This is a genomic window from Sphingobium fuliginis (genome assembly GCF_004152845.1).
Lineage (GTDB): Bacteria > Pseudomonadota > Alphaproteobacteria > Sphingomonadales > Sphingomonadaceae > Sphingobium > Sphingobium fuliginis.
In genome coordinates this window covers 172763-192551 of sequence record NZ_SEON01000007.1, presented here as the reverse complement: position 1 = coordinate 192551, position 19789 = coordinate 172763, and the positions used below count along the sequence as shown (strand labels likewise).

The 19789-nt window shown below is 68.3% G+C and carries 19 protein-coding genes; 2 read left to right on the top strand and 17 right to left on the bottom strand.

The window, feature by feature from the left end; genetic code table 11:
- Window positions 1-11: 11 nt before the first annotated feature.
- The 17 genes from EWH10_RS16905 to hutI all read right to left on the bottom strand — a co-directional run bounded on the left by EWH10_RS16905 (window position 12) and on the right by hutI (window position 17427).
- A complete protein-coding gene (locus EWH10_RS16905; protein ID WP_025551556.1) occupies window positions 12-437 on the bottom strand; it encodes a TadE/TadG family type IV pilus assembly protein in 426 nt (141 codons plus the stop codon).
- Between the two features lie 5 nt (window positions 438-442).
- Entirely contained in the window at window positions 443-625 is a 183-nt protein-coding gene (locus EWH10_RS16900) for a Flp family type IVb pilin (protein ID WP_025551558.1), read from the bottom strand.
- 73 nt (window positions 626-698) lie between these two features.
- Window positions 699-2495: a TadG family pilus assembly protein gene (locus EWH10_RS16895; RefSeq protein WP_025551560.1), complete on the bottom strand. Its 1797-nt coding sequence runs from the start codon at window positions 2493-2495 to the stop codon at window positions 699-701.
- Window positions 2492-2695: a hypothetical protein gene (locus tag EWH10_RS16890; RefSeq protein ID WP_103001658.1), complete on the bottom strand. Its 204-nt coding sequence runs from the start codon at window positions 2693-2695 to the stop codon at window positions 2492-2494. Before EWH10_RS16890 ends, EWH10_RS16895 begins: the two co-directional genes overlap by 4 nt.
- Before the next feature lies 1 nt (window position 2696).
- A complete protein-coding gene (locus EWH10_RS16885) occupies window positions 2697-3299 on the bottom strand; it encodes a tetratricopeptide repeat protein (protein WP_025551562.1) in 603 nt (200 codons plus the stop codon).
- An 8-nt stretch (window positions 3300-3307) separates the two neighbouring features.
- The gene (locus EWH10_RS16880) at window positions 3308-4171 is read right to left on the bottom strand and encodes a type II secretion system F family protein (protein WP_025551563.1); all 864 of its coding nucleotides are present in this window, start codon (window positions 4169-4171) and stop codon (window positions 3308-3310) included.
- Window positions 4171-5064, bottom strand: coding sequence for a type II secretion system F family protein (locus EWH10_RS16875; RefSeq protein ID WP_130030089.1), 894 nt, complete (start codon window positions 5062-5064; stop codon window positions 4171-4173). The genes EWH10_RS16880 and EWH10_RS16875 overlap by 1 nt, the downstream gene beginning before the upstream one ends.
- Window positions 5058-6386: a TadA family conjugal transfer-associated ATPase gene (locus tag EWH10_RS16870; protein WP_025551566.1), complete on the bottom strand. Its 1329-nt coding sequence runs from the start codon at window positions 6384-6386 to the stop codon at window positions 5058-5060. The genes EWH10_RS16875 and EWH10_RS16870 overlap by 7 nt, the downstream gene beginning before the upstream one ends.
- Window positions 6383-7534: a CpaE/TadZ family protein gene (locus EWH10_RS16865; protein WP_103001776.1), complete on the bottom strand. Its 1152-nt coding sequence runs from the start codon at window positions 7532-7534 to the stop codon at window positions 6383-6385. Before EWH10_RS16865 ends, EWH10_RS16870 begins: the two co-directional genes overlap by 4 nt.
- 2 nt (window positions 7535-7536) lie before the next feature.
- Window positions 7537-8658, bottom strand: a complete 1122-nt coding sequence (locus EWH10_RS16860; protein ID WP_044662947.1) for a type II and III secretion system protein family protein — start codon at window positions 8656-8658, stop codon at window positions 7537-7539.
- Window positions 8659-8876: 218 nt separating this feature from the next.
- Window positions 8877-9788, bottom strand: a complete 912-nt coding sequence (cpaB, locus tag EWH10_RS16855; RefSeq protein ID WP_065847675.1) for a Flp pilus assembly protein CpaB — start codon at window positions 9786-9788, stop codon at window positions 8877-8879.
- Between the two features lie 312 nt (window positions 9789-10100).
- Entirely contained in the window at window positions 10101-11141 is a 1041-nt protein-coding gene (gene hppD / locus EWH10_RS16850; protein ID WP_025551574.1) for a 4-hydroxyphenylpyruvate dioxygenase, read from the bottom strand.
- Window positions 11142-11208: 67 nt separating this feature from the next.
- The gene (gene phhA, locus EWH10_RS16845) at window positions 11209-12072 is read right to left on the bottom strand and encodes a phenylalanine 4-monooxygenase (protein ID WP_025551576.1); all 864 of its coding nucleotides are present in this window, start codon (window positions 12070-12072) and stop codon (window positions 11209-11211) included.
- Window positions 12073-12179: 107 nt separating this feature from the next.
- Complete coding sequence (gene hutU, locus EWH10_RS16840) at window positions 12180-13847, bottom strand: urocanate hydratase (protein WP_065847677.1); 1668 nt, start codon at window positions 13845-13847, stop codon at window positions 12180-12182.
- Between the two features lie 87 nt (window positions 13848-13934).
- Entirely contained in the window at window positions 13935-14726 is a 792-nt protein-coding gene (hutG, locus tag EWH10_RS16835; protein ID WP_025552217.1) for an N-formylglutamate deformylase, read from the bottom strand.
- Window positions 14723-16243: a histidine ammonia-lyase gene (hutH, locus tag EWH10_RS16830; RefSeq protein ID WP_065847679.1), complete on the bottom strand. Its 1521-nt coding sequence runs from the start codon at window positions 16241-16243 to the stop codon at window positions 14723-14725. Before hutH ends, hutG begins: the two co-directional genes overlap by 4 nt.
- Window positions 16240-17427, bottom strand: a complete 1188-nt coding sequence (gene hutI / locus EWH10_RS16825; protein WP_170825658.1) for an imidazolonepropionase — start codon at window positions 17425-17427, stop codon at window positions 16240-16242. The genes hutH and hutI overlap by 4 nt, the downstream gene beginning before the upstream one ends.
- 302 nt (window positions 17428-17729) lie before the next feature.
- Here hutI and EWH10_RS16820 point away from each other — a divergent pair, with 302 nt between their 5' ends.
- The gene (locus tag EWH10_RS16820) at window positions 17730-19058 is read left to right on the top strand and encodes a formimidoylglutamate deiminase (RefSeq protein ID WP_130030088.1); all 1329 of its coding nucleotides are present in this window, start codon (window positions 17730-17732) and stop codon (window positions 19056-19058) included.
- On the top strand, window positions 19055-19750 hold the full coding sequence (gene hutC / locus EWH10_RS16815; RefSeq protein WP_025548458.1) for a histidine utilization repressor: 696 nt from the start codon (window positions 19055-19057) through the stop codon (window positions 19748-19750). Before EWH10_RS16820 ends, hutC begins: the two co-directional genes overlap by 4 nt.
- Window positions 19751-19789: the final 39 nt, after the last annotated feature.

Sequence of the window (19789 nt, the reverse complement as noted above, 5' to 3'; positions counted from 1 at the left end):
GGGCGTTCCCTTCAATAGCTCCCGTTGGTGACGACGATGCTGGCGCTCACCGTGGGGGAGGGCATGGGTATGAAGGCCGCATAACGCATCATCGGACTGCCGCTCATGTCATAGCTGACCCGCACCCGGAACGTGCCGGTCGCATCGGGCCCTGCCGTGACGACGGGCCCGCCCCCCGCCGCCAGCAGCGTGCCATAGCCGCCGATCACCGCCTGCGCCCGGCCCTGCGCCAGCGCCGTGCGTTCCGCCGTGGAAAGCCCCGCCACGGCGGCGCGGGCGCCCTCCACCGCGGCATGGCGCACGCCCATCAGCGCGGCGAAGTAGAAGGAATAGAGCACGACCGCGAAGACCAGCATCAGCAGCGCAGGCGCCAGCAGCGCGAATTCCAGCGCCGCCAGCCCCCGCTCGCATGTCCGCAGCCGCCGCGCCGCGCGCATCCCGATCAGCCCGGATTGACGCTGTTGAACATCGTCGTGAAGGCGGCGCCCAGCTGCGTGCGGAAATTGGCGCCGACCGCGACGATGGCGGCGACCACCACCGCGCCCAGCACGGCATATTCCACCGCCGTCAGGCCTTTCTCATCCCGCGCCAGCTTCGCGATCAGCGAACCCAGAAACTTGTTCATGCTTGTCCTCCAATCCCCTCCGCAAAGGACCGGCGGCGCATGGCGAGGGGGAACCGCGCGCCGCCATGAAAACTCACACCAGCACCGGCACCCCGCAGCGCGCGCCCGTCGCCCAGAGCGTCGCATGGCCAAGCTGGACGCCCAGCGCGGCGAGCAGATTGGTGACCAGCGGATCGATGGTGGTGCCGACCAGCCCGGCGACCGGATTGACCACCGCGCTCGACAATTGGGACCGGGCGAGCGCCCGGGTCGCGTCGCAGACGATCGGCAGGCATGATCCCAGCAACGTCACCTGCAACCCGTCCTGTCCGCCAAGGCTGCCCACCAGCGATGTCAGCAGCGGCCCGACCTGCGCCCCGTTGCCGATGCTGGCGGGCGTGCCGGGCGATCCGGGACGGCCTATGCGGCCCTGCCCGCCGGGGCCGAAGACGACGGCGCCGCTCGCGCCCATGACCGGCTGCGCCACCGCGCGGCTGTCCACCGCGACGACGCCCAGCACATTGACGATCTGGACCGGACGCACGTCGGCGGCGGACAGGGGCGGCATCGGCCGCGTCATGGCGCCGGCGGGCAAGGCGCCGATATAGGCGTTGACGAGGCCGCTGCCGGCCTGCACCGTCACCCGCGTGTCGCGCGCCTGTTCCGCCGTGTCGGGGCAATCGATGGCGCTGACCTGCCCCTGCGCCGCCGCAATGTCGATCGTGACCGGCAGGTTGACGACGATCAGCGGAACGCCCAGCAGGCTGACATTCCTGATCCCGACATCCAGTTGCAGCCGCAAGGCGGACGTGGAAACGCCGGTCTCCCCCGCCGGACCGAAGGAGAAGCGGGGCCGGTCCATCGGCCCGGTCGCCATCGCCGCCAGCAGGACGCTGCTGCCCGGCGCCACGGTGCCGACCGCGTCCGACAGGTCCACCGCGCCATTGCCCGCCTGCACCGCGTAGGAAAAGAGCTGATAGGCATTGATCCCGGCGCGCAGGGCCGGTTTCTCGTCCGCCCCGCCGACCGGCATGTTCTTCCACACGCCCAGGCCGAACAGGCCGTTGAGCGGCACGGCATATCCATTGCCGACCTGCCCGGCCAGCAGGTTCAGGGTCGCGGCGGTCGCGCTGTTGTCGGCCGCGCTGGCGGCGGCGGCGAGCAGGTCGCGAAGCGCCACCGTGCGCGCGGTGAGCGCGCCATAGCTGCCGCTCTCCCCGACCCGCTGCGCCAGCGCGTCGAAGAACAGGCCGGCATCGACATGGCTCGCCATCAACGCCTCGACATCGGCGGTGGAGAGGCGCAGCTTGATCCCCAGCAGCGCGCTCAGCAGGTCGTTGACGCTGTTCACCAGCGCATTGGTGACGGTCAGCACGCCGGAACTGATGCCGATCCCCGCCTCGTCGATACGCGCCGCCGTGGCGCTGGCCGACAGGTCGGGCAGGGGGTTGGCCGGACCCAGCACGCGCATCAGGAACTGGCGCGCCGGCTTCCCGGTGCGGATGCGCACGGCGTTGACCCGCCCATTGCCGGGACAAAGCGCCATGCTCGCGTCGAAGCGCTGCGCCGCGCCCAGCCCCGCATCGGCGCAATAGCGGCCCAGTTCGACCGATCGGAGAATGGCCGGATCATATCCGTTGCGGCTCAGGCTATCGCGCGCCCGCGCCGCCGCCTGCGCCGGATTCTGCGCGGCGGCCAGCGCAGCCGCATCGGTCGCCGCCCGCAGATTGCGCAGGCTCACATAATAAAGCCCCCCATCCAGCGCGAACCCCGCCGCCCCGATCAACACCGCCCCCAATGCCGCGATCAGCGGCGCGACGGCGGCGGATCGGTCGCCAGCCAGCCGCCGAAGCCATGCCCGACGAAACGCGATGCACAGCGCCCGGATCATCGCGCCCCGTCCACCGCCCGCTCGACCCGCCGGCCGATGGACTCCAGATAGCGCTGCCGAATGACCGCAGCCTCCTCCGCCGAAAGCCCCGCATCCTCGCGCACCGGGGCCTTCAGCTGCGCCTCCACCACCCGCCGCGCTTCGCCCGCCGGCGCCGGCGCCGGCGCGGGCGCAGCCGCCATCAGCAACAGCACCACCATCTCATCCTCCCTTGCCGATCCGCGCCGCTTCCGCCGCCAGTTTCTGCCGCAGCGCCCCGTCTCCCGCCCGGCGCAACCCGGCCTCCGCCTCGTCGCGCCGCCCGCCGATGATCAGCGCCAGCAGCAGGTTGTTGCGCACCACCGCCAGTTGCGGCCCCAGATCGCTCGCCCCGCGCAACGCCTCTATCGCCGCGCCGACCCGCCCGGCCCGCAACAGCGCATAGCCAAGCGCATTGCGCGGCAGCGGATCGGCCGGACTCGCCCGGCTCGCCCGCTCGTACCAGGCCGCCGCCTCGTCCCACCGCCCCCGCGCCGCCAGCAGATGCCCGCGCACCGCGCTGACCCCACCGCCCGCCGTCTCCGGCGGCAGGACCACCACTTCCGCCGCGTCGATCTGCCCGAGGTCGATCAGGCTGTTGACCCGCAGCAGCCGCGCCTCGGCATCGCCCGGATAGCGCCGCTCGAAATCGTCCAGATAGGCCAGCGCCGCCCGTGGCCGCCCGTCGGCCCGCGCCTGGTGGATGAGTTGCAGATACAGCCCTCGCGTGTCGGGCGCTTCCTCCGCTTCCCCCGGCGCGGCCGCCATCAGCATCGCCGCCAGCATCAACCGCCTCATTGCGACACCCCCCGCAAAGTATCGAAGATCGCCACCACTGGCGGCCCGCCCAGCACCACGAACAGGGCGGGCATGAAGAACAGGATCATCAGCACCACCATGCGCACGGTGATGCCGCCCATCGCCTCCCGCGCGCTGGCGACGCGGCGCTGGGTGAACTCCCGCACGAATTCGCGCAGGGCGGGGGCCAGCTCGACCCCCTGGAACAGCGCCTGGCGGAACAGCGCCGCCAGTTCCTTCGCCCCGTTCACCGCCACCCGCGCCGCCCAGCGGTCCAGCGCCTGCTCATAGCGCATGCCCCGGTCGAGATCGGCGACCAGCATCGCGATCAGCCGCGCATGGTGCGGCACCGCAATGGCCTCGTCCCGCGCAATGGCGCGGAAGCACTGGTCCAGCGAGATGCCGCTTTCCAGCATCATCAGCATCAGGTCCAGCAGGAAGGGAAATTCCGCCATGATCGCCCGCGCCCGCCGCGCCGCGAGCAGATGGATCGCCTGCTTCGCCCCGACATAGGTCAGGCCGGCGGCGATGACGATCAGCAGGGGCCGGGCAAGGAATCCGCCCCAGCCGATCCGCGAAACCAGCATCGCCGCCAGCCCCGCGCCGACCGTCGCCGCCATCCGCGCCCAGACGAACCGGTCCGCCGCCCGCGCATCCTGGAACCCCGCCAGCATCAGCCTGTCGGCAATCTCCGACCGGTCCCGCCCCCTGGCGGCGAAGGCCACGGGCAGGCGGAAGCCCGGCCGGTCGCCCGCCATGCCCAGCCGCGCCTCCAGCCGCCGGTCGGCCAGCAGCATCCGCACGCCCATCGCGGCGCAGGCGACGCCCAGCGCCGCGCAAAGGAGGAACAGCGCCCCCATCAGAAGGCCAGCCTCATCACCCGCCGCATCACCAGCATGCCCATGCCCTGCAAGACCAGCGCGATCGCCGCCAGCCGATGCCCGCGCGGATCGCGCAGGAAGAAACCGATATAATCGGGGTTCATCGCCACCAGCACGGCCATCGCCACCAGCGGCATGACGATCAGCACCCGGCCGCTGATCTTCGCTTCGGAAATGGCGGCCTTCAGCTCGCGCTTGATGCGGATGCGCTCGCGCAGGATGTTGGCCAGGTTCAGCAGCACCGCCGAAATCGACCCGCCATAGCGCATGTTCGTGCGGATCGCGGCGGCCAGCATCGATATTTCAGGAACGCGCAGCCGCTCCGCCAGCACCTGCATCGCATCGGCCACCGGCGCGCCCAGCTCCAGCCGCCTTGCGACCGGCGCGATATAGCTCCGCACCACGGCGGGCGCGTCGGCCAGCGCCCGGTCCAGCGCCTGCGCCAGCGAATTGCCGACCGCCTGCATCTGCCGCACCGCGTCGATATAATGGGGCAATGCCTCGATCAGCGCCTCCACGCGCCGCTGCGCCCGCCGCCGCACCCAGCCGACCAGCGCCATCGGCACGCCCGCCACCACCGCCAGCGCCGCCACCGGCCCCGCCGCCAGCAGGGCGAACAGCGCGATCAGCAGCAGCCCGCCGCCGACCATGCCCAGCGCCCGCGCCGTCACGTCGATCTGCGCCTGCGCCAGCAGCGGCGCCATCCGGTCCGGCGGCGCCAGCACCGCCGGGCGCGGCATCGCCGCGGTCGGGGCCAGTCCCAGCCGCCGGTCGATCGCCGCCCGCTGCCGCGCCTGCCGCGCCAGCAATGGCCAGCCGATCCCCATCAGGATCAGCAGCGACAATATCAGAAAGGCCGCCCCGCTCAGCACGGCCGCGCGCCCCGATAATCCCTCAGCCGCCCCGCGAAAAAGGGCCGCAACGACAAAGTGCGAAATTCCCCCGTCCCCGACAGCGCGGGCTGCTCCTGAAAGGCGAACAGTTCATTCAGCGAATAGGCGTCTCCCTCCAGCCCGGTGACTTCGCTCACCGACATCACCCGCCGGCTGCCGTTGGACAGCCGCTGCAACTGCACCACCACATGCACGCTGTTGGCGATGAAGCGCCGGATCGCCCGCACGTCACTCTGCACCCCGGCAAAGCCCAGCAGCATCTCCAGCCGCGCAAAGGCGTCCCTCGGACTATTGCCGTGCAGCGTCGCCATCGACCCGTCATGCCCGGTCGACATGGCCTGCAACATCTCCACGGCCTCGACGCCGCGCACCTCGCCCAGGATGATCCGGTCCGGCCGCATCCGCAGCGCATTGCGCACCAGTTCGCGGCTGCTCACCTCGCGGCTGCCGTCGACCGTCGGCGGCCGCGTCTCCAGCCGCACCACATGGCTCTGCCGCAACTGCAGTTCGGCGGCGTCCTCGATGGTGATCAGCCGCTCCCGGTCGCCGATGAAGGTCGACAGCATGTTGAGCAAAGTCGTCTTGCCCGCCCCCGTCCCGCCGCAGATCAATATGTTCAGCCGCGACCGCACCGCCGCGCTCAGATAAGCCGCCATGTCCGCGCTCATCATCTGCGCCGAAACGCAGTCCTCGATGGTCATGCTCTGCAACCGGAACTTGCGGATAGAGAGCGTCGGCCCATCCAGAGCCACCGGCGGAATGACGATATTCACCCGCGACCCGTCCGCCAGCCGCGCATCGACATAGGGACTGGCCTCATCCACCCGCCGCCCGATCGGCCCGACGATCCGCTGGATGATGTTCATCAGATGCGCGTCGTCGCGAAACCGCGTCTCGACCTTCTCCAGCAACCCGCCCCGCTCGGCATAGATATGCCCCGGCCCGTTGACGATGATGTCGTCCACCCCTGGATCGCGCAGCAGCGGCGCCAGCGGGCCCATGCCCGCCACCTCATCCTCGACATCCTCGATCAGCAGCAGCCGCTCCGCGCTGTTCAGCGCCATCTGCCCACGGCGGCTGCGGCTGGCGACGACCTGCTCTATCTCCTCGCGCAGCGCCCTCGGCCCCAGCGTCTCCGCCGTATCGCCCCGCGCCTCCAGCTGCTCGATCAACTGGGCGCAGGTCTGCGCCTTGGCGATCTGATAGATGTCGCTCATCCGCTGCGCCGCCGGCTGCGCGACAGGCGCCATCCGCACCTCCCGCGCCGGAATGAAGCCCTCTTCGCCGGTCAGCAGGCTCATGACGCACGCTGGACGACGCGCAGCATCGCCCCCCGCAACCGGTCGATCCCGCCGGGCTTCGGCGCGACCCCGCAAACCCGCCGGATCGCCGCCATATAGGCCCCGCCATCCGCCTCCATCGCCATCGGCCGCCCGGCGTTCAGCGCATTGCGCATCCGCGCCCGGTCGATGGGCAGCGCCAGCGCCGCGCCGACCCCCAGCGCATCCGCCATCCGCCGCCCATCCAGCAGCACGCCGGGCAGATGGTCCCACACCAGCAGCCGCATCGCCTCTATCCGCTCGCGCTCCGTCCCGATCCTGTCCAGCAGGCGGCGGCACGCCTCGATCTCGCAAATGGTCTGGCCGCAGAGCAGTTCGACCCGATCCGCCTCCGCCACCACCTCGCGCAGCAGCCCGCCATGGCGCAGGCTCCCCGCATTCAACACCACATGCCCGCAACAGCCCAGCAGCCGCCGGATCAGCGCCGCCAGGTCGCCCGGGCCCAGTCCTGCCGGTTCGGCGCCGGTCCCGCCGTCGAAGGTCAGCAGCATCAACCCGCTCGGCCCATGCCGCGCCACCGTGCTGGCCAGCAGGCTGGCGTCCAGCCGGTCCATGTCGCTGATCGCGGACGCCAGCCCATAATCGACGCCCAGGTCCAGATAGGTCGCCGCCGCGCTCGTCGGCAGGGTGCAGTCGATCAGCAGCGTCGATCCCCGCGCCGCCGTGGCGACGGCCATGTCCGTCGCCACCATCGCGCAGGCGTCGCGATCCGCTCCCAGCAGCAGCGTCAGCCGTCCCCGGCTGCCCCGGTCCGCCGCCGCCTCGTTCAACAGCCGCGCCAATATGGGGGCGATCTCCCCGCGCTCCCCGTCGCGCGGAACGACGTCGTGCACGCCGGCGCGAATGGCGCGCAGCAGCGGCCCCGCCTCCATCTCATCCGTCGCCAGCAGCACGGGCCGCCCGCCCGCGCCCGCCACCACGGCGCCGATCGCGACCGACAGGGCGCGCTCGGGCGGAATGGCGGCGCGGTCGATGACGATCAGCGCCGGCCCGTCCAGCGCCTCGCTCTCGACCGATTGCGCCAGCTCGACCGTGGCGCGGCCGCCCGCCGCTTCCTCGATGCGCTGCGCCAGCATCCGGTCGACCGACAGCAGAAGGATCTTCGCCATGCTCACCGCCGCACCACGCCGAAGGGCGCGCTGGACTGGTCCAGCCCGTCCGTGCCCAAAATCATGTCGCCTATCCCCGGATCGATGCCCGCCGTCGCCGCGCCGGGCAGGGGCGGCACCTCCTCCGGCTTCACCGGCCCCACCAGCCGGGGCGTGGCGACGATGATCAGCTCCTGCTTCTCCTTCTGGTTCTGCTGCCGCTTGAAGAAGGCGCCCAGCACCGGAATATCGCCCAGAAGGGGCGTCTTCTCCTTCGTCACCGTCTGGCTGGAATAGCTGAGGCCTGCGATGACGAAGCTCTGCCCGCTGCCCAGTTCGACCGTCGTCTCCGCCGACCGCCGCCGCAGCCCCGGCACGACATAGCCCTGCAACTGCACGCCATTATTATAATCGAGTTCGCTGACCTCCGGCGCGATCTTCAGCACGATATGCTCCTTCGACAACACGAAGGGCGTCACCGACAACCGCACCCCGAATTCCTTATACTGGATGGACAGCGTATTGCCGGACCCCGAAACCTGCGGCACCGGCACCGGAAACTCGCCCCCGGCCAGGAAACTCGCCTGCTCGCCGGACCGCACCAGCAGGGTCGGCTGCGCCAGCAGCTGCGACAGGCCGTTGGAGGACAGCGCGCTCAACACCGCCCCGATCCCCCGATTGGGGGCGGAGAGGAACAGGTTGAACGCATTCTGGATCGGCGCGCTCGCCTCCAGCGACAGCCCATCGGGATTGAAGGATGCGCTCCCCAGACTGCTGGGCGAAACGATCGCCCCCTGAATATCGCCGGAAAGCCTGGAGAAATTGAACCCCAGCGCCTTCAGCGTCGTGGCGGACACGGCGGCGAACTGCACATCCACCGCCACCACCTGCTCGCCCGCCCGGACCACCGGCGCGCTCGCCGCCGCATCGGCCCCCACGCGCACCGGCTCTCGCGCGATCAACCCGCCATCGCCGCCATAGACGCTGACGGTCGCCTCTCCCTCGCCGATCGCCGTCAGCCGCAGCGACCGGGCCGAAGGCGCGGCGACGGCCAGCACCCCCTCCCGATCCACCTCGACCCGCCCGATGGCGCGGGGGTAGGACAGGACATGCTGCTCCTTCACCCGCAACGCCGTCTGCGCCATCGCCCCCAAGGGCAAGGCCAGCGCGATCAACCCGGCGACCGGCCATAGAGCAGCGCGCCGCCCATAAACACCGTCATCCCAGCGTAAGCTGGGATCTCGTGAGGCCAGACCGCGCCCTATCGCCGGAGATCCCGGCTTCCGCCGGGATGACTGAAAACAAGACCAATCCGCGTCCCTGAACCGGATCGAAAGGCTCAACCCAAAATGCCCGGAATTCCTCAACGCCCGCCACTCCCCGAATAGATGGTCTCGCGCCGGTCGCCCACGACCAGTTCGATGGCATGCGCCGCCGGGCGGACCACGGCACGCGGCGCAGGCACCGCCACCACCCTAGGCGCGACCGGCGCGACCCCCGGCTCCAACCCGGCCGAAGCCGCGACGGCCACCGCCACCTGCGCGCTATCCGCCGGATTGCGCAGCGACAGCGTCAGCGCGCCCGTGCTTTTCGCCAGCGACAGCGTCGACACCTGCTCCGGCGTCAAGGCCAGCGTCACCGTCCGCGCAGGCGGGGGAGGGGCGGCCAGCGCCCCCTCCACGCCGTCATTGGCTCCGGACGCCTGCTGCGTCCCCACCACCACTTCACCGACGGCCAGAACCTGCACCATCTGCAACAGCGTCTGCGCCCGGCTGCGTCCGGCTCCCCGCGCCCCGCTGATGGCGTCCGCCCCCGGATAGACGACCTGCACATCCACCCGGTCGCCCGGCCGGACCAGCCCGGCCACGGCGATCTCCGCCGTCGTGTCGATGCTGATGGCGCGCATCCCCATGGGCACGCGAATGGCGAGCTTGCTTTCCATCCCCACCGCGTCGCGGGCGATGAGCGCCCCGGCCGGAATCTCCCGCGTGGCGACCTTCCCCACCACTTCGGCGGAGGTCGCGGCATAGGGAAAGCGCGCCGGATCGCCCGCCGCATTGCGGATCATGGCGGCGCTGATCGTCTCCCCGGTCCTGATCGCCCGCGCCGCCTGCACCAGCAGCGCGACCGGCGCGGCCACCCTCGCGGGCGCGTCCCGGCCCTCAACCGTCGCGGCGGAAGCGTTCCGCAATTCCCTGACGCCCAGCAGCAGAAAAGCCGAAGCGGCGGTCAGCCCGATGGCGATCGTCAGCCTGGCCCTCAAACCCAAACGCATCGCTTTCCCCCATGCGCATATTGCGTGAACGCAAAATGCTTCGACCGAGGGAATTCATAGGCTTTGGGCGATTGTCAGGGCATGAAAGAAGCAACCGGAACGGTGCAAAGTCATGGAGTGCGGACAGGTCGCGAAAAGCACGCTTTGCATATGGTGCCGCCGGGATTTTGCGTCCGCCTGCTACGCAAAAGCAGCCGCGATTGATCCGAACCGGTTCCGATTGCCCCACAATCCCCCGTGCTCCTGCCCTGGCTTACGCCCCCCTTCGGGCCGCAGGAGCACAAAGCAAATCAAACCGGGGAGTTCGCCCCCTCAGGCATCGACCGAAATCACTCCGCGCCGTATCTGATCCAGCTCGATGCTCTCGAACAGGGCCTGGAAATTTCCGTTCCCGAAACCCTCATTCCCCTTGCGCTGGATGATCTCGAAGAAGATCGGCCCAAACATATTCTCGGTGAAGATCTGGAGCAAAATCCCTTCGCCATTCTCCACCGACCCGTCGATCAATATCCGGTTCTTCCGTAACCGCTCCAAATCCTCGCCATGCCCCGGCACCCGCTTGTCGACCAGCTCATAATAAGTCTCGATCGTATCCTGCAACCTGACGCCCCGCGCCCGCAACTTCTCCACCGTATCGTAGATATTGTCGGTGGTCAGCGCCAGATGCTGAATTCCCTCGCCATGATATTGGCGGATGAACTCCTCGATCTGGCTCTTGTCGTCCTGACTTTCATTCAGCGGAATGCGAATGGCCTTGTCCGGCGCGATCATCGCCTGACTGAACAGCCCGGTCGCCTGCCCCTTGATGTCGAAATATTTCTGCTCCTCGAACCCGAACAGCGTGCGGTAGAACTGGCTCCACACCCGCATCTGCCCGCGCCGCACATTATGCGTCAAATGGTCGAGCAGATCGAGACCGACATTGTTCGCCGCCTCGGCCTCCCGCCACCCGGCAAACTCCGCCCAGCCCGCATACGGGTCTTCCCCATCCTTGATGAAATAGAGATAGGAGCCGCCAATCCCCTGGATCACGGTATCGTCCTCATCGGTCGGCTTCGCGCCATGCTCCAGCGCCCATTGCATCGCCGCCTCCGGATCGGCCACGCGAAAGGCCATGGCGCTCGCGGACGGCCCATGCTCGCCCCGGAAAGCCGCCACCCGCCCGGCATCGTCGCGGTTCAGCATCAGGTTGATGCGCCCCTGCCTGTAGCGGGTGATATTCTTGGTCGGATGCCGATGGCTCGCGACGAAGCCCAGTTGTTCGAACTGCCGCCCCATGGCTTCGGGATCGGGCGAGGTGAATTCCACGAATTCGAAGCCGTTCAGGCCCAGCGGATTGATGATGTCAGCCATGAAGGCAATCCTCTCGATTATGGAAAAGGCGCGATGCCCGCAGCGAAAACAGGATCGGTCTCCCGCGTCAGCATGCCATCTTCGCCCGCGCATGGTCCTGCGTGCCGCGATGATAGACCCGGTCCTCCGCCAGCACCGCATCGGGCGCCAGATCGCTCGCCCCTTCCAGCGCGCGATAGATCGGCCCAAAGTCGACGTCCGAAGTCCTGCGCAAAAGATCCTCGAAACTGTCGATGACGAAATAGCTCTGCTGATAGTCGTCGATCCGGTATTCGGTCCGCATCAACCGCTCCAGATCGAATCCGATCCGGTTGGGCGAAGCATCGTCCAGCGCGAACACCGACTCGCCAAAGGATGAAACGATCCCCGCGCCATAAAGCCGCAGGTCGTCGCCCCGCCGCATCAGCCCGAACTCCACCGTGTACCAGTAAAGCCGCGCGAGATGATCGATCGCCCCCATATGGTCGGCCCGCAACCCGCCTTCGCCATAGGCCTGCATGTAATCGGCAAAGGCCGGATGGGTCAGCAAGGGCACATGGCCGAACACGTCATGAAAAATGTCCGGCTCCTGCAGATAGTCGATCTGCTCCGGCTTGCGGATGAACCGCCCCGCCACGAAGCGCCGATTGGCGAGATGCTCGAAGAACACCCGATCCGGCACCAGCCCCGGCACCGCCACCACCTGCCAGCCGGTCCGCTTCATCAACCGCTCGGACAATTCGGCAAAGTCGGGAATCCCCGGCTTCGTCATCCGCAAAATATCCAGCCCATCCAGAAATTCCGGCACCACCCGCCCGGGCAGCATCGCCGCCTGCCGTTCGAACAGCCGGTCCCACATCGCATGCTCGTCGGGCGTATAGGCCGCCCAGTCCTGCGGAACCGTCCAGTCCGCAGCCGCGCCTTCGGGAAGTGTCAGTTCCGCATGTGCCATAGGAAAGCCTTATCGCACGCCAGACGGGAAAAGGGGTTTCAATTCCGCGCCCATTCCCCGTTTTCCTGAAACAGGATCATCACATCACCCAAAAATCTGAAACAGTGTCATCCCAATATTCCCGGCAGGTCCAACCCCTTCTCCCGCGCGCAAGTCCGGGCAATCTCATAGCCCGCATCCGCATGCCGCATCACGCCGGTCGCCGGATCGTTCCACAACACCCGTTCCAATCGCCTGGCCGCCGCCTCGGTTCCATCCGCAACGACCACCATGCCCGCATGCTGCGAATAGCCCATGCCGACCCCGCCGCCATGATGCAGCGAAACCCATGTCGCCCCCGAAGCCACATTCAACATCGCATTCAACAAAGGCCAGTCGCTCACCGCATCCGACCCGTCCATCATCGCCTCCGTCTCCCGATTGGGCGAGGCGACCGACCCCGAATCCAGATGATCCCGCCCAATCACCACCGGCGCCTTCAATTTTCCCTTCGCCACCATCTCGTTAAAGGCCAACCCCAACCGATGCCGGTCCCCCAGTCCCACCCAGCAAATCCGCGCCGGCAGTCCCTGAAAGCGAATCCGCTCCCGCGCCATGTCCAGCCACCGATGCAGATGCGCGTCATCGGGCAGCAACTCCTTCACCCTGGCGTCGGTCCGGACAATATCCTCCGGATCGCCCGACAGCGCGGCCCAGCGAAACGGCCCAACTCCCCGGCAGAACAGGGGCCGGATATAGGCCGGCACGAACCCCGGAAAATCGAAGGCGTTTTCGACCCCCTCATCCTTCGCCATCTGCCGGATATTATTGCCATAATCGGTCGTCGGCACCCCCGCCGCCTGAAAGTCGAGCATCGCCCGCACATGCACCGCCATGCTCGCCTTCGCCGCCCTAGCCACCGCCTCAGGCTCCCGCTCCCGCCGCTCGATCCACTCCGCCACGGTCCACCCGATGGGCAGATAGCCGTTCACCGGATCATGCGCGCTGGTCTGGTCGGTCAGCAGATCGGGCCGCACCCCCCGCCGGAACAGTTCCGGCAAGACCTCCGCCGCATTGCCCAGCAACCCCACCGAAACCGGCTTCTTCTCCCGGCAACTCTCCCCGATGATCGCCAAGGCCTCGTCAATCGAGGAAGCCGCCACATCCAGATATCCCGTCCGCAACCGCATCTCGATCCGGCTCGGCTGACACTCCACCGCGAGGCAGGAAGCCCCCGCCATCACCGCCGCCAGAGGCTGCGCGCCCCCCATTCCACCCAGCCCGGCGGTCAGCAGCCACTTGCCCGAAAGATCGCCCTGATAATGCTGCCGCCCCATCTCGACGAAAGTCTCATAGGTGCCCTGCACGATCCCCTGCGTGCCGATATAGATCCACGACCCCGCCGTCATCTGCCCGTACATGGCGAGGCCACGCCTATCGAGTTCGTTGAAATGCGCCCAATTCGCCCAATGCGGCACCAGATTGGAATTGGCGATCAGCACCCGCGGCGCATCCGCATGCGTCCGGAACACCCCCACCGGCTTCCCCGACTGCACCAGCAGCGTCTGGTCCTCCTCCAGCCGCGTCAGCGTCTCGACGATCCGGTCATAACTCTCCCAATCCCGCGCGGGCCGCCCGATCCCGCCATAGACGACCAACTCCTCCGGCCGCTCCGCCACATCGGGATGCAGATTGTTCATCAGCATCCGCAAAGGCGCCTCGGTCAACCAACTCTTCGCCCGCAGAACGGTGCCAATATCCGCCCGAACAACACGCCCATTATCGATCCGAGTCATCGAACATCCTTCCATATTCCCTCTCCCACCGGGAGAGGGAGGGAGCCGCGCAAAGCGCGGCGGAAGGGTGAGGGTGAGACGTCACCTTCACCCACCCCCTTCCGCAAACCGCAAACATCCCCCCAAAACCTCCCGAAGCACCGCGATCGTCCCCGCCGCCCGCCCGGCATCGAAAACCGGCGGCCACCCCGCGCCTTCATCCAGATAGCCCCGCATCGCCAATTCCATCTGGATCGCATGAATGCCCCGCTCCGGCGCCCCATAATGCCGCGTCGTCCACCCCCCCTTGAAGCGCCCGTCCACTACATGGCTGCTCCCCACGCAAACAGCCCGCACCGCCTCGGCCAGTTCCGCCGAACAACTCACCCCATCGAAAGTCCCGATATTGAACAGCGGCAACTCCCCCTCGAACAGCCGGGGCACATGGCTGCGGATCGAATGCGCGTCATAGACCACCACCCGCCCATGCCGCGCCCGCAGCCGATCGATCTCCCCCGCCAGCGCCGCATGATAGGGATCGAACCACCGTTCCCGCCGCCGCGCGATCTCCGCCTCGTCCGGCTCATCCCCCGGATAAAGCGGCTCCCCATCGAAAGTCGTCGTCGGACATAATTCCGTCGTCGCCATCCCCGGATAAAGCGAAGCCCCCGAAGGATCGCGATTCACATCGATCACGCTGCGCGACACCCCGGTCCGCACCACGGTCGCGCCCAAATCCCCGGCAAAGCCGTAAAGCCGGTCCACCCACCAGTCCGCATCCCGCCGCGCCACTTCCGGCGAACGAAACGCGCCCTCCACATCGACCAGATCGGTCCCCGCATGCGGCAGGGCCACCACCAGCGGAGCCTCGCCCCGCTCGACCGTCAGCCAGTCCGTCACAGCACGCCCGGCAGGTCCAGCCCCGCCGCCTCCACGACCGCCCCGCCGCGCACGAGAAGATTGGCGACCTCCATATCGGCATGGAAATGCCGGTCCTCCTCCAGATGCGGCACTTGCCCGCGCAGCCTCGCCCGCACCCGCTCCAGCGCCTGCGAAGACCGCAAGGGCGCATGAAAATCGCACCCCTGCGCCCCCGCCAGAAGCTCGATCCCGATCACGGCTTCCGCATTCGCCACCATCTCCGCCAGCCGCCGCGCCCCATGCGCCGCCATCGACACATGATCCTCCTGATTGGCCGAAGTCGGAATGCTGTCCACGCTCGCCGGAAAGGCCCGCTGCTTGTTTTCGGACACCAGGGCCGCCGCCGTCACCTGTGGAATCATGAAGCCCGAATTCAACCCCGGCCGGGGCGTCAAAAAGGCGGGCAGTCCCGACAGGGCCGGGTCGACCAGCATCGCGATCCGCCGCTCGGCGATCGATCCGATCTCGCAGACCGCCATGGCGATCATGTCCGCCGCGAAAGCCACCGGCTCCGCATGGAAATTCCCGCCCGAAAGCGCCTCGTCCGTCTCGGCGAAGATCAGGGGATTGTCCGAAACCCCATTGGCCTCCGTCTCCAGCATCGCTCCGGCCGACCGCATCACGTCCAGCGCCGCGCCCATCACCTGCGGCTGGCAGCGCAGGCAGTATGGGTCCTGCACGCGGGGATCATGGTCCCGATGCGAAGCGCGAATGGCCGACCCCGCCATCAGCGCCGCCAGAGCCTCGCCCACAGCCATCTGCCCCGCATGCCGCCGCAGCCGGTGAATGCGCGGATCGAACGGCGCATCGGTCCCCTTGGCCGCCTCGGTCGAGAGCGCCCCCGTCACCAAAGCCGTCCGGAACAGGCGATCCGCCCCGAACAGTCCGGCAAGGGCGTTCGCGGTCGAAAACTGCGTCCCGTTGAGCAGCGCCAGCCCTTCTTTCGGCCCCAGTTCCACCGGCCCCAACCCGGCCCGCGCCAATGCTTCAAGGGCAGGCACCCGCTCGCCCGAAACCCAGATCTCCCCGACCCCGATCATCGCGGCGGTCATATGCGCCAGGGGAGCCAGATCCCCGCTGGCCCCCACCGACCCCTGCGCAGGCACCACAGGAATCAGGCCTCGCGCCACCATCGCCTCCAGCAAAGCCACCGTCCCCGGCCGAACGCCCGAAGCGCCCTGCGCCAGACTCGCCAGCTTCAACGCCATCATCAACCGCACCACCGGCACGGGGGAGGGCGCACCGGTCCCCGCCGCATGGCTCAGCACGATATTGCGCTGAAGCACCGCCAGATCATCGTCGCCAATCCTGACGCTCGCCAGCTTCCCGAAGCCGGTATTGATCCCGTAGACCGGCTCATGCCGCGCCAATATCCGCTCGACCGCCGCCGCCCCGGCCGCGATGCGGGGCGCGCAGGCCGGGTCCAGCGCCACCGCCGCGCCCTCGTAAATCGCCTGCCATTGCCCCAGCGAAACCGCGCCCGGAACCAGCTTCATATTCCTCTCCACACACGCGCATGGAGCGGGTTATACCCCATGCGATACACCAGTTCCGCCGGCCGCTCGATGTCCCAGACGGCAAGGTCGCACCGCTTGCCGACCTCCAATGTCCCGACCCGCTCCAGCATCCCCAGCGCGCGCGCCGCCTCCCGCGTCACCCCGGCCAGACATTCCTCGACCGTCAGCCGGAACAGGGTCGCCCCCATGTTCATCGCCAGCAGCAGCGACGTCAGCGGCGCGGTCCCCGGATTGCAGTCGGTCGCGACCGCCATGGGCACGCCCGCCCGCCGCAAGGCCTCGACCGGCGGCGCCTGCGTGTCGCGCATGAAGTAAAAGGCCCCCGGCAACAGCACCGCGACGGTCCCCGCCCGCGCCATGGCCGCCACCCCCGCCGCATCCAGATGCTCCAGATGATCGGCGGAAAGCGCCCCATGCCGCGCCGCCAGTTCCGCCCCCCGGCTGTTCGACAATTGCTCCGCATGCAATTTCACCGGCAGCCCCAGCCGCCCGGCCGCCTCGAACAGCCTTCCGATCTGCGCCGGGGAAAAGCCGATCCCCTCGCAAAACCCATCCACCGCGTCGGCCAGCGGCGCAATCTCCGGCAACATGCCGCAGACCAGATCGATATAGCCGTCCGCGTCGCCTGAAAATTCCGGCGGCAGGGCATGCGCGCCCAGAAAACTGGTCCTGATGGAAACGGCCCGCTCGCTCCCCAACCGCCGCGCCGCCCGCAGCATCTTGACCTCATTGTCGAGGTCCAGACCATAGCCCGACTTCACCTCGACGGTCGTAACGCCCTCGGCGATCAACGCATCCAACCGGGGCAGGGCGCTTTCGACCAGCGCCTCCTCGCTCGCCTCCCGCGTGGCCCGCATGGTGGAGATGATCCCACCCCCAGCCCGCGCTATGTCCTCATAGCGGGCCCCGGCCAGCCGCATCTCGAACTCCGCCGCCCGGTTGCCGCCATGCACCAGATGCGTATGGCAATCGATCAGCCCCGGCGTGATCCACCGCCCTTGGCAATCGATCGTCTCGACCGCATCCGGCGCGCCGTCCGCACTGCCGACATAGCTGATCAAGCCATCCCGCACCCCCACCGCGCCGTCTTCGACGACACCCACCCCATCCCGCAAAGTCGCAAGACGCGCATGGGTCCAGATTCTGTCGCAGGCAGGCCGCATCGTCATTTCCACTGGCGCCGACTCAATAATGTATATACATAAATGGAGCAGATCACCATTGTCCAGAGCGCGCAAGGATTCAGGTTGGAAACGGAAACAGGGTGGAAGGCGGACATTCCCCCTCCCGCAGGCGGGAGGGGGTTAGGGGGTGGGCTGGCGCGGCATCTGCGCTGTTTTGCAACGGCTAAGTCAGAAGCTCGCTACGCTCGCGCCCACCCCTAACCCCTCCCGTTTACGGGAGGGGAATGTCTTGGATTAGCCATCTCCGGCCAATCCCATGTCTTTGGAGAGGGGAAATCGAAATGGCGCTCTGGTTCGAACAGGCTCTCCTCCCCGAAGGCTGGCGTCCTTCCGTCCGCATGATTCTGAAAGGCCGGTTCATTGACCGGATCGTTCATGGAATTCCCCCCGAACCCGGCGACGAACGCCACGGCCCCGCCTTCGCCGGCCTGCCCAATGTCCACAGCCACGCCTTCCAGCGCGCCATGGCCGGCCTCACCGAAAGAGCAGGGGAGGGTGGCGACAGCTTCTGGACCTGGCGCGAGGCGATGTACCGCTTCCTCGACCGCCTGAACCCCGAAGGCCTCCGCGCCATCGCCGCCCTGGCCTATGCCGAAATGCTCGAAAGCGGCTTCACCAGCGTCGGGGAATTCCACTATCTCCACCACGACCCCAGCGGCGCGCCCTACGCCAACCCCGCCGCCATGGCCGAAGCCATCGCGCAGGCAGCCGACGACACCGGCATCGCCCTCACCCTGCTCCCGGTCTTCTACGCCCACTCGAATTTCGGCGGCGTCCCCCCAACCGAAGGCCAACGCCGCTTCCTCCACACCCCCGACAGCTACGCCCGCCTGCTGGAAGCCCTGAAACCCCTGAACGCGACCCTGGGCGTCGCTCCTCACAGCCTGCGCGCCGTCACCCCGCAGGAACTCGCCGCCATCACTGCCCTGACACCGGACGGCCCCATCCACATCCACATCGCGGAACAGCGTGCGGAGGTCGAAGCCTGCCTCGCCTGGAGCAACCAGCGCCCGGTCGAATGGCTCATGAACCATGCGGAGGTCGATCAACGCTGGTGCCTGATCCACGCCACCCACATCGCCGACAGCGAACGGAACGCCATCGCGAAAAGCGCCGCCACCGTCGGCCTCTGCCCCATCACCGAAGCCAATCTGGGCGACGGCCTCTTCCCCGCCCGCGCTTTCCTTGCCCAGGGCGGCCGCATCGGCATAGGCTCAGACTCCCATATCCGGATCGATGCCGCCGCCGAACTCTGCCTGCTCGAATATGGCCAGCGCCTGACCCACCAGGCCCGCAACCTCCTCACCGCCCCAGGCCAGTCAACCGGCGCCAGCCTCTACCATCACGCTCGGAAAGGCGCCCAGGCGCTCGGCCATCCCCCCGCCACCCTCACGCCGGGCGCCCGCGCCGACATCGTCACCCTCCGCCCCGGCCAGCCCACCACCGCGGCCCGCTCCGGCGACCGCCTGCTCGACAGCTGGATCTTCGCCCGCGCCCAGATCGATAGCGTCTGGTGCGCCGGCGTCAGGCGCGTTACCGCAGGCCTCCACCACGCCCGCCCCGCCATAGAGGCGCGCTACACCCAACTCCTCAAGGCCCTGCTCGATTGACCCCGCTCCACCGCCGCATCCGCCGCGACATCGAAAGCCGCATCATGTCGGGCGAATGGCGCCCCGGCCACCGCATCCCGACGGAGGCGGAATGGATGGACGCCTATGGCTGCTCCCGCATGACGGTGAACAAGGCGCTGCGCGCGCTCGTGCAGTCGGGCCTGCTCGAAAGCCGAAAGCGCGCGGGCACCTTCGTCGCCGCGCCCCGCTTCCACCGTGCCGCGCTGGAAATCCCGGACATCCGCGCCGAAGTGGAAGGGCAGGGCCTCAGCTACCGCCTCGACCTCATCCGTCGCGAGCGCCGCCGGGCAAGCGCGGAAGACAAGGCGCTGCTGCGCGTGCCAGACGGCGATCTGCTCGCTCTGGAATGCCGCCACTTCGTCCAGGATTTGCCCTATGCGACGGAAACCCGCCTCATCAACCTGCGCGCCGTTCCCGAAGCGGCCGAGGTGGATTTCAGCGCCGAACCTCCCGGCTCCTGGCTGCTCGCCCATGTTCCCTGGACGGAGGCGGAACATCGCATCACCGCCCTCAACGCCGGTCCAGAGACGGCGGACGCCCTCGACGTCCCGCAAAACGCCGCCTGCCTGGCGCTGGAACGCTGGACCTGGCGCGGCGGGGAACGCATCACCTACGCCCGCCTGCTCTACCCCGGCGAACGCTACGCCCTCGTCGCCCATTTCAACGCCTGAACCCCGCTTCCGTCATTCCAGCCCCCATGGGGGGCTGCG

What these genes read in the sequence shown, in the direction of transcription:
- EWH10_RS16885 (WP_025551562.1), bottom strand. Translation starts at nt 3,299, where the DNA reads ATGCTGGCGGCGATGCTGATGGCGGCCGCGCCGGGGGAAGCGGAGGAA.
- EWH10_RS16905 (WP_025551556.1), bottom strand. Translation starts at nt 437, where the DNA reads ATGCGCGCGGCGCGGCGGCTGCGGACATGCGAGCGGGGGCTGGCGGCG.
- hutI (WP_170825658.1), bottom strand. Translation starts at nt 17,427, where the DNA reads ATGCGGCCTGCCTGCGACAGAATCTGGACCCATGCGCGTCTTGCGACT.
- hutH (WP_065847679.1), bottom strand. Translation starts at nt 16,243, where the DNA reads ATGAAGCTGGTTCCGGGCGCGGTTTCGCTGGGGCAATGGCAGGCGATT.
- EWH10_RS16895 (WP_025551560.1), bottom strand. Translation starts at nt 2,495, where the DNA reads ATGATCCGGGCGCTGTGCATCGCGTTTCGTCGGGCATGGCTTCGGCGG.
- EWH10_RS16865 (WP_103001776.1), bottom strand. Translation starts at nt 7,534, where the DNA reads ATGGCGAAGATCCTTCTGCTGTCGGTCGACCGGATGCTGGCGCAGCGC.
- EWH10_RS16900 (WP_025551558.1), bottom strand. Translation starts at nt 625, where the DNA reads ATGAACAAGTTTCTGGGTTCGCTGATCGCGAAGCTGGCGCGGGATGAG.
- EWH10_RS16820 (WP_130030088.1), top strand. Translation starts at nt 17,730, where the DNA reads ATGGCGCTCTGGTTCGAACAGGCTCTCCTCCCCGAAGGCTGGCGTCCT.
- EWH10_RS16870 (WP_025551566.1), bottom strand. Translation starts at nt 6,386, where the DNA reads ATGAGCCTGCTGACCGGCGAAGAGGGCTTCATTCCGGCGCGGGAGGTG.
- hppD (WP_025551574.1), bottom strand. Translation starts at nt 11,141, where the DNA reads ATGGCTGACATCATCAATCCGCTGGGCCTGAACGGCTTCGAATTCGTG.
- hutU (WP_065847677.1), bottom strand. Translation starts at nt 13,847, where the DNA reads ATGACTCGGATCGATAATGGGCGTGTTGTTCGGGCGGATATTGGCACC.
- EWH10_RS16880 (WP_025551563.1), bottom strand. Translation starts at nt 4,171, where the DNA reads ATGGGGGCGCTGTTCCTCCTTTGCGCGGCGCTGGGCGTCGCCTGCGCC.
- EWH10_RS16890 (WP_103001658.1), bottom strand. Translation starts at nt 2,695, where the DNA reads ATGGTGGTGCTGTTGCTGATGGCGGCTGCGCCCGCGCCGGCGCCGGCG.
- phhA (WP_025551576.1), bottom strand. Translation starts at nt 12,072, where the DNA reads ATGGCACATGCGGAACTGACACTTCCCGAAGGCGCGGCTGCGGACTGG.
- cpaB (WP_065847675.1), bottom strand. Translation starts at nt 9,788, where the DNA reads ATGCGTTTGGGTTTGAGGGCCAGGCTGACGATCGCCATCGGGCTGACC.
- EWH10_RS16860 (WP_044662947.1), bottom strand. Translation starts at nt 8,658, where the DNA reads ATGGCGCAGACGGCGTTGCGGGTGAAGGAGCAGCATGTCCTGTCCTAC.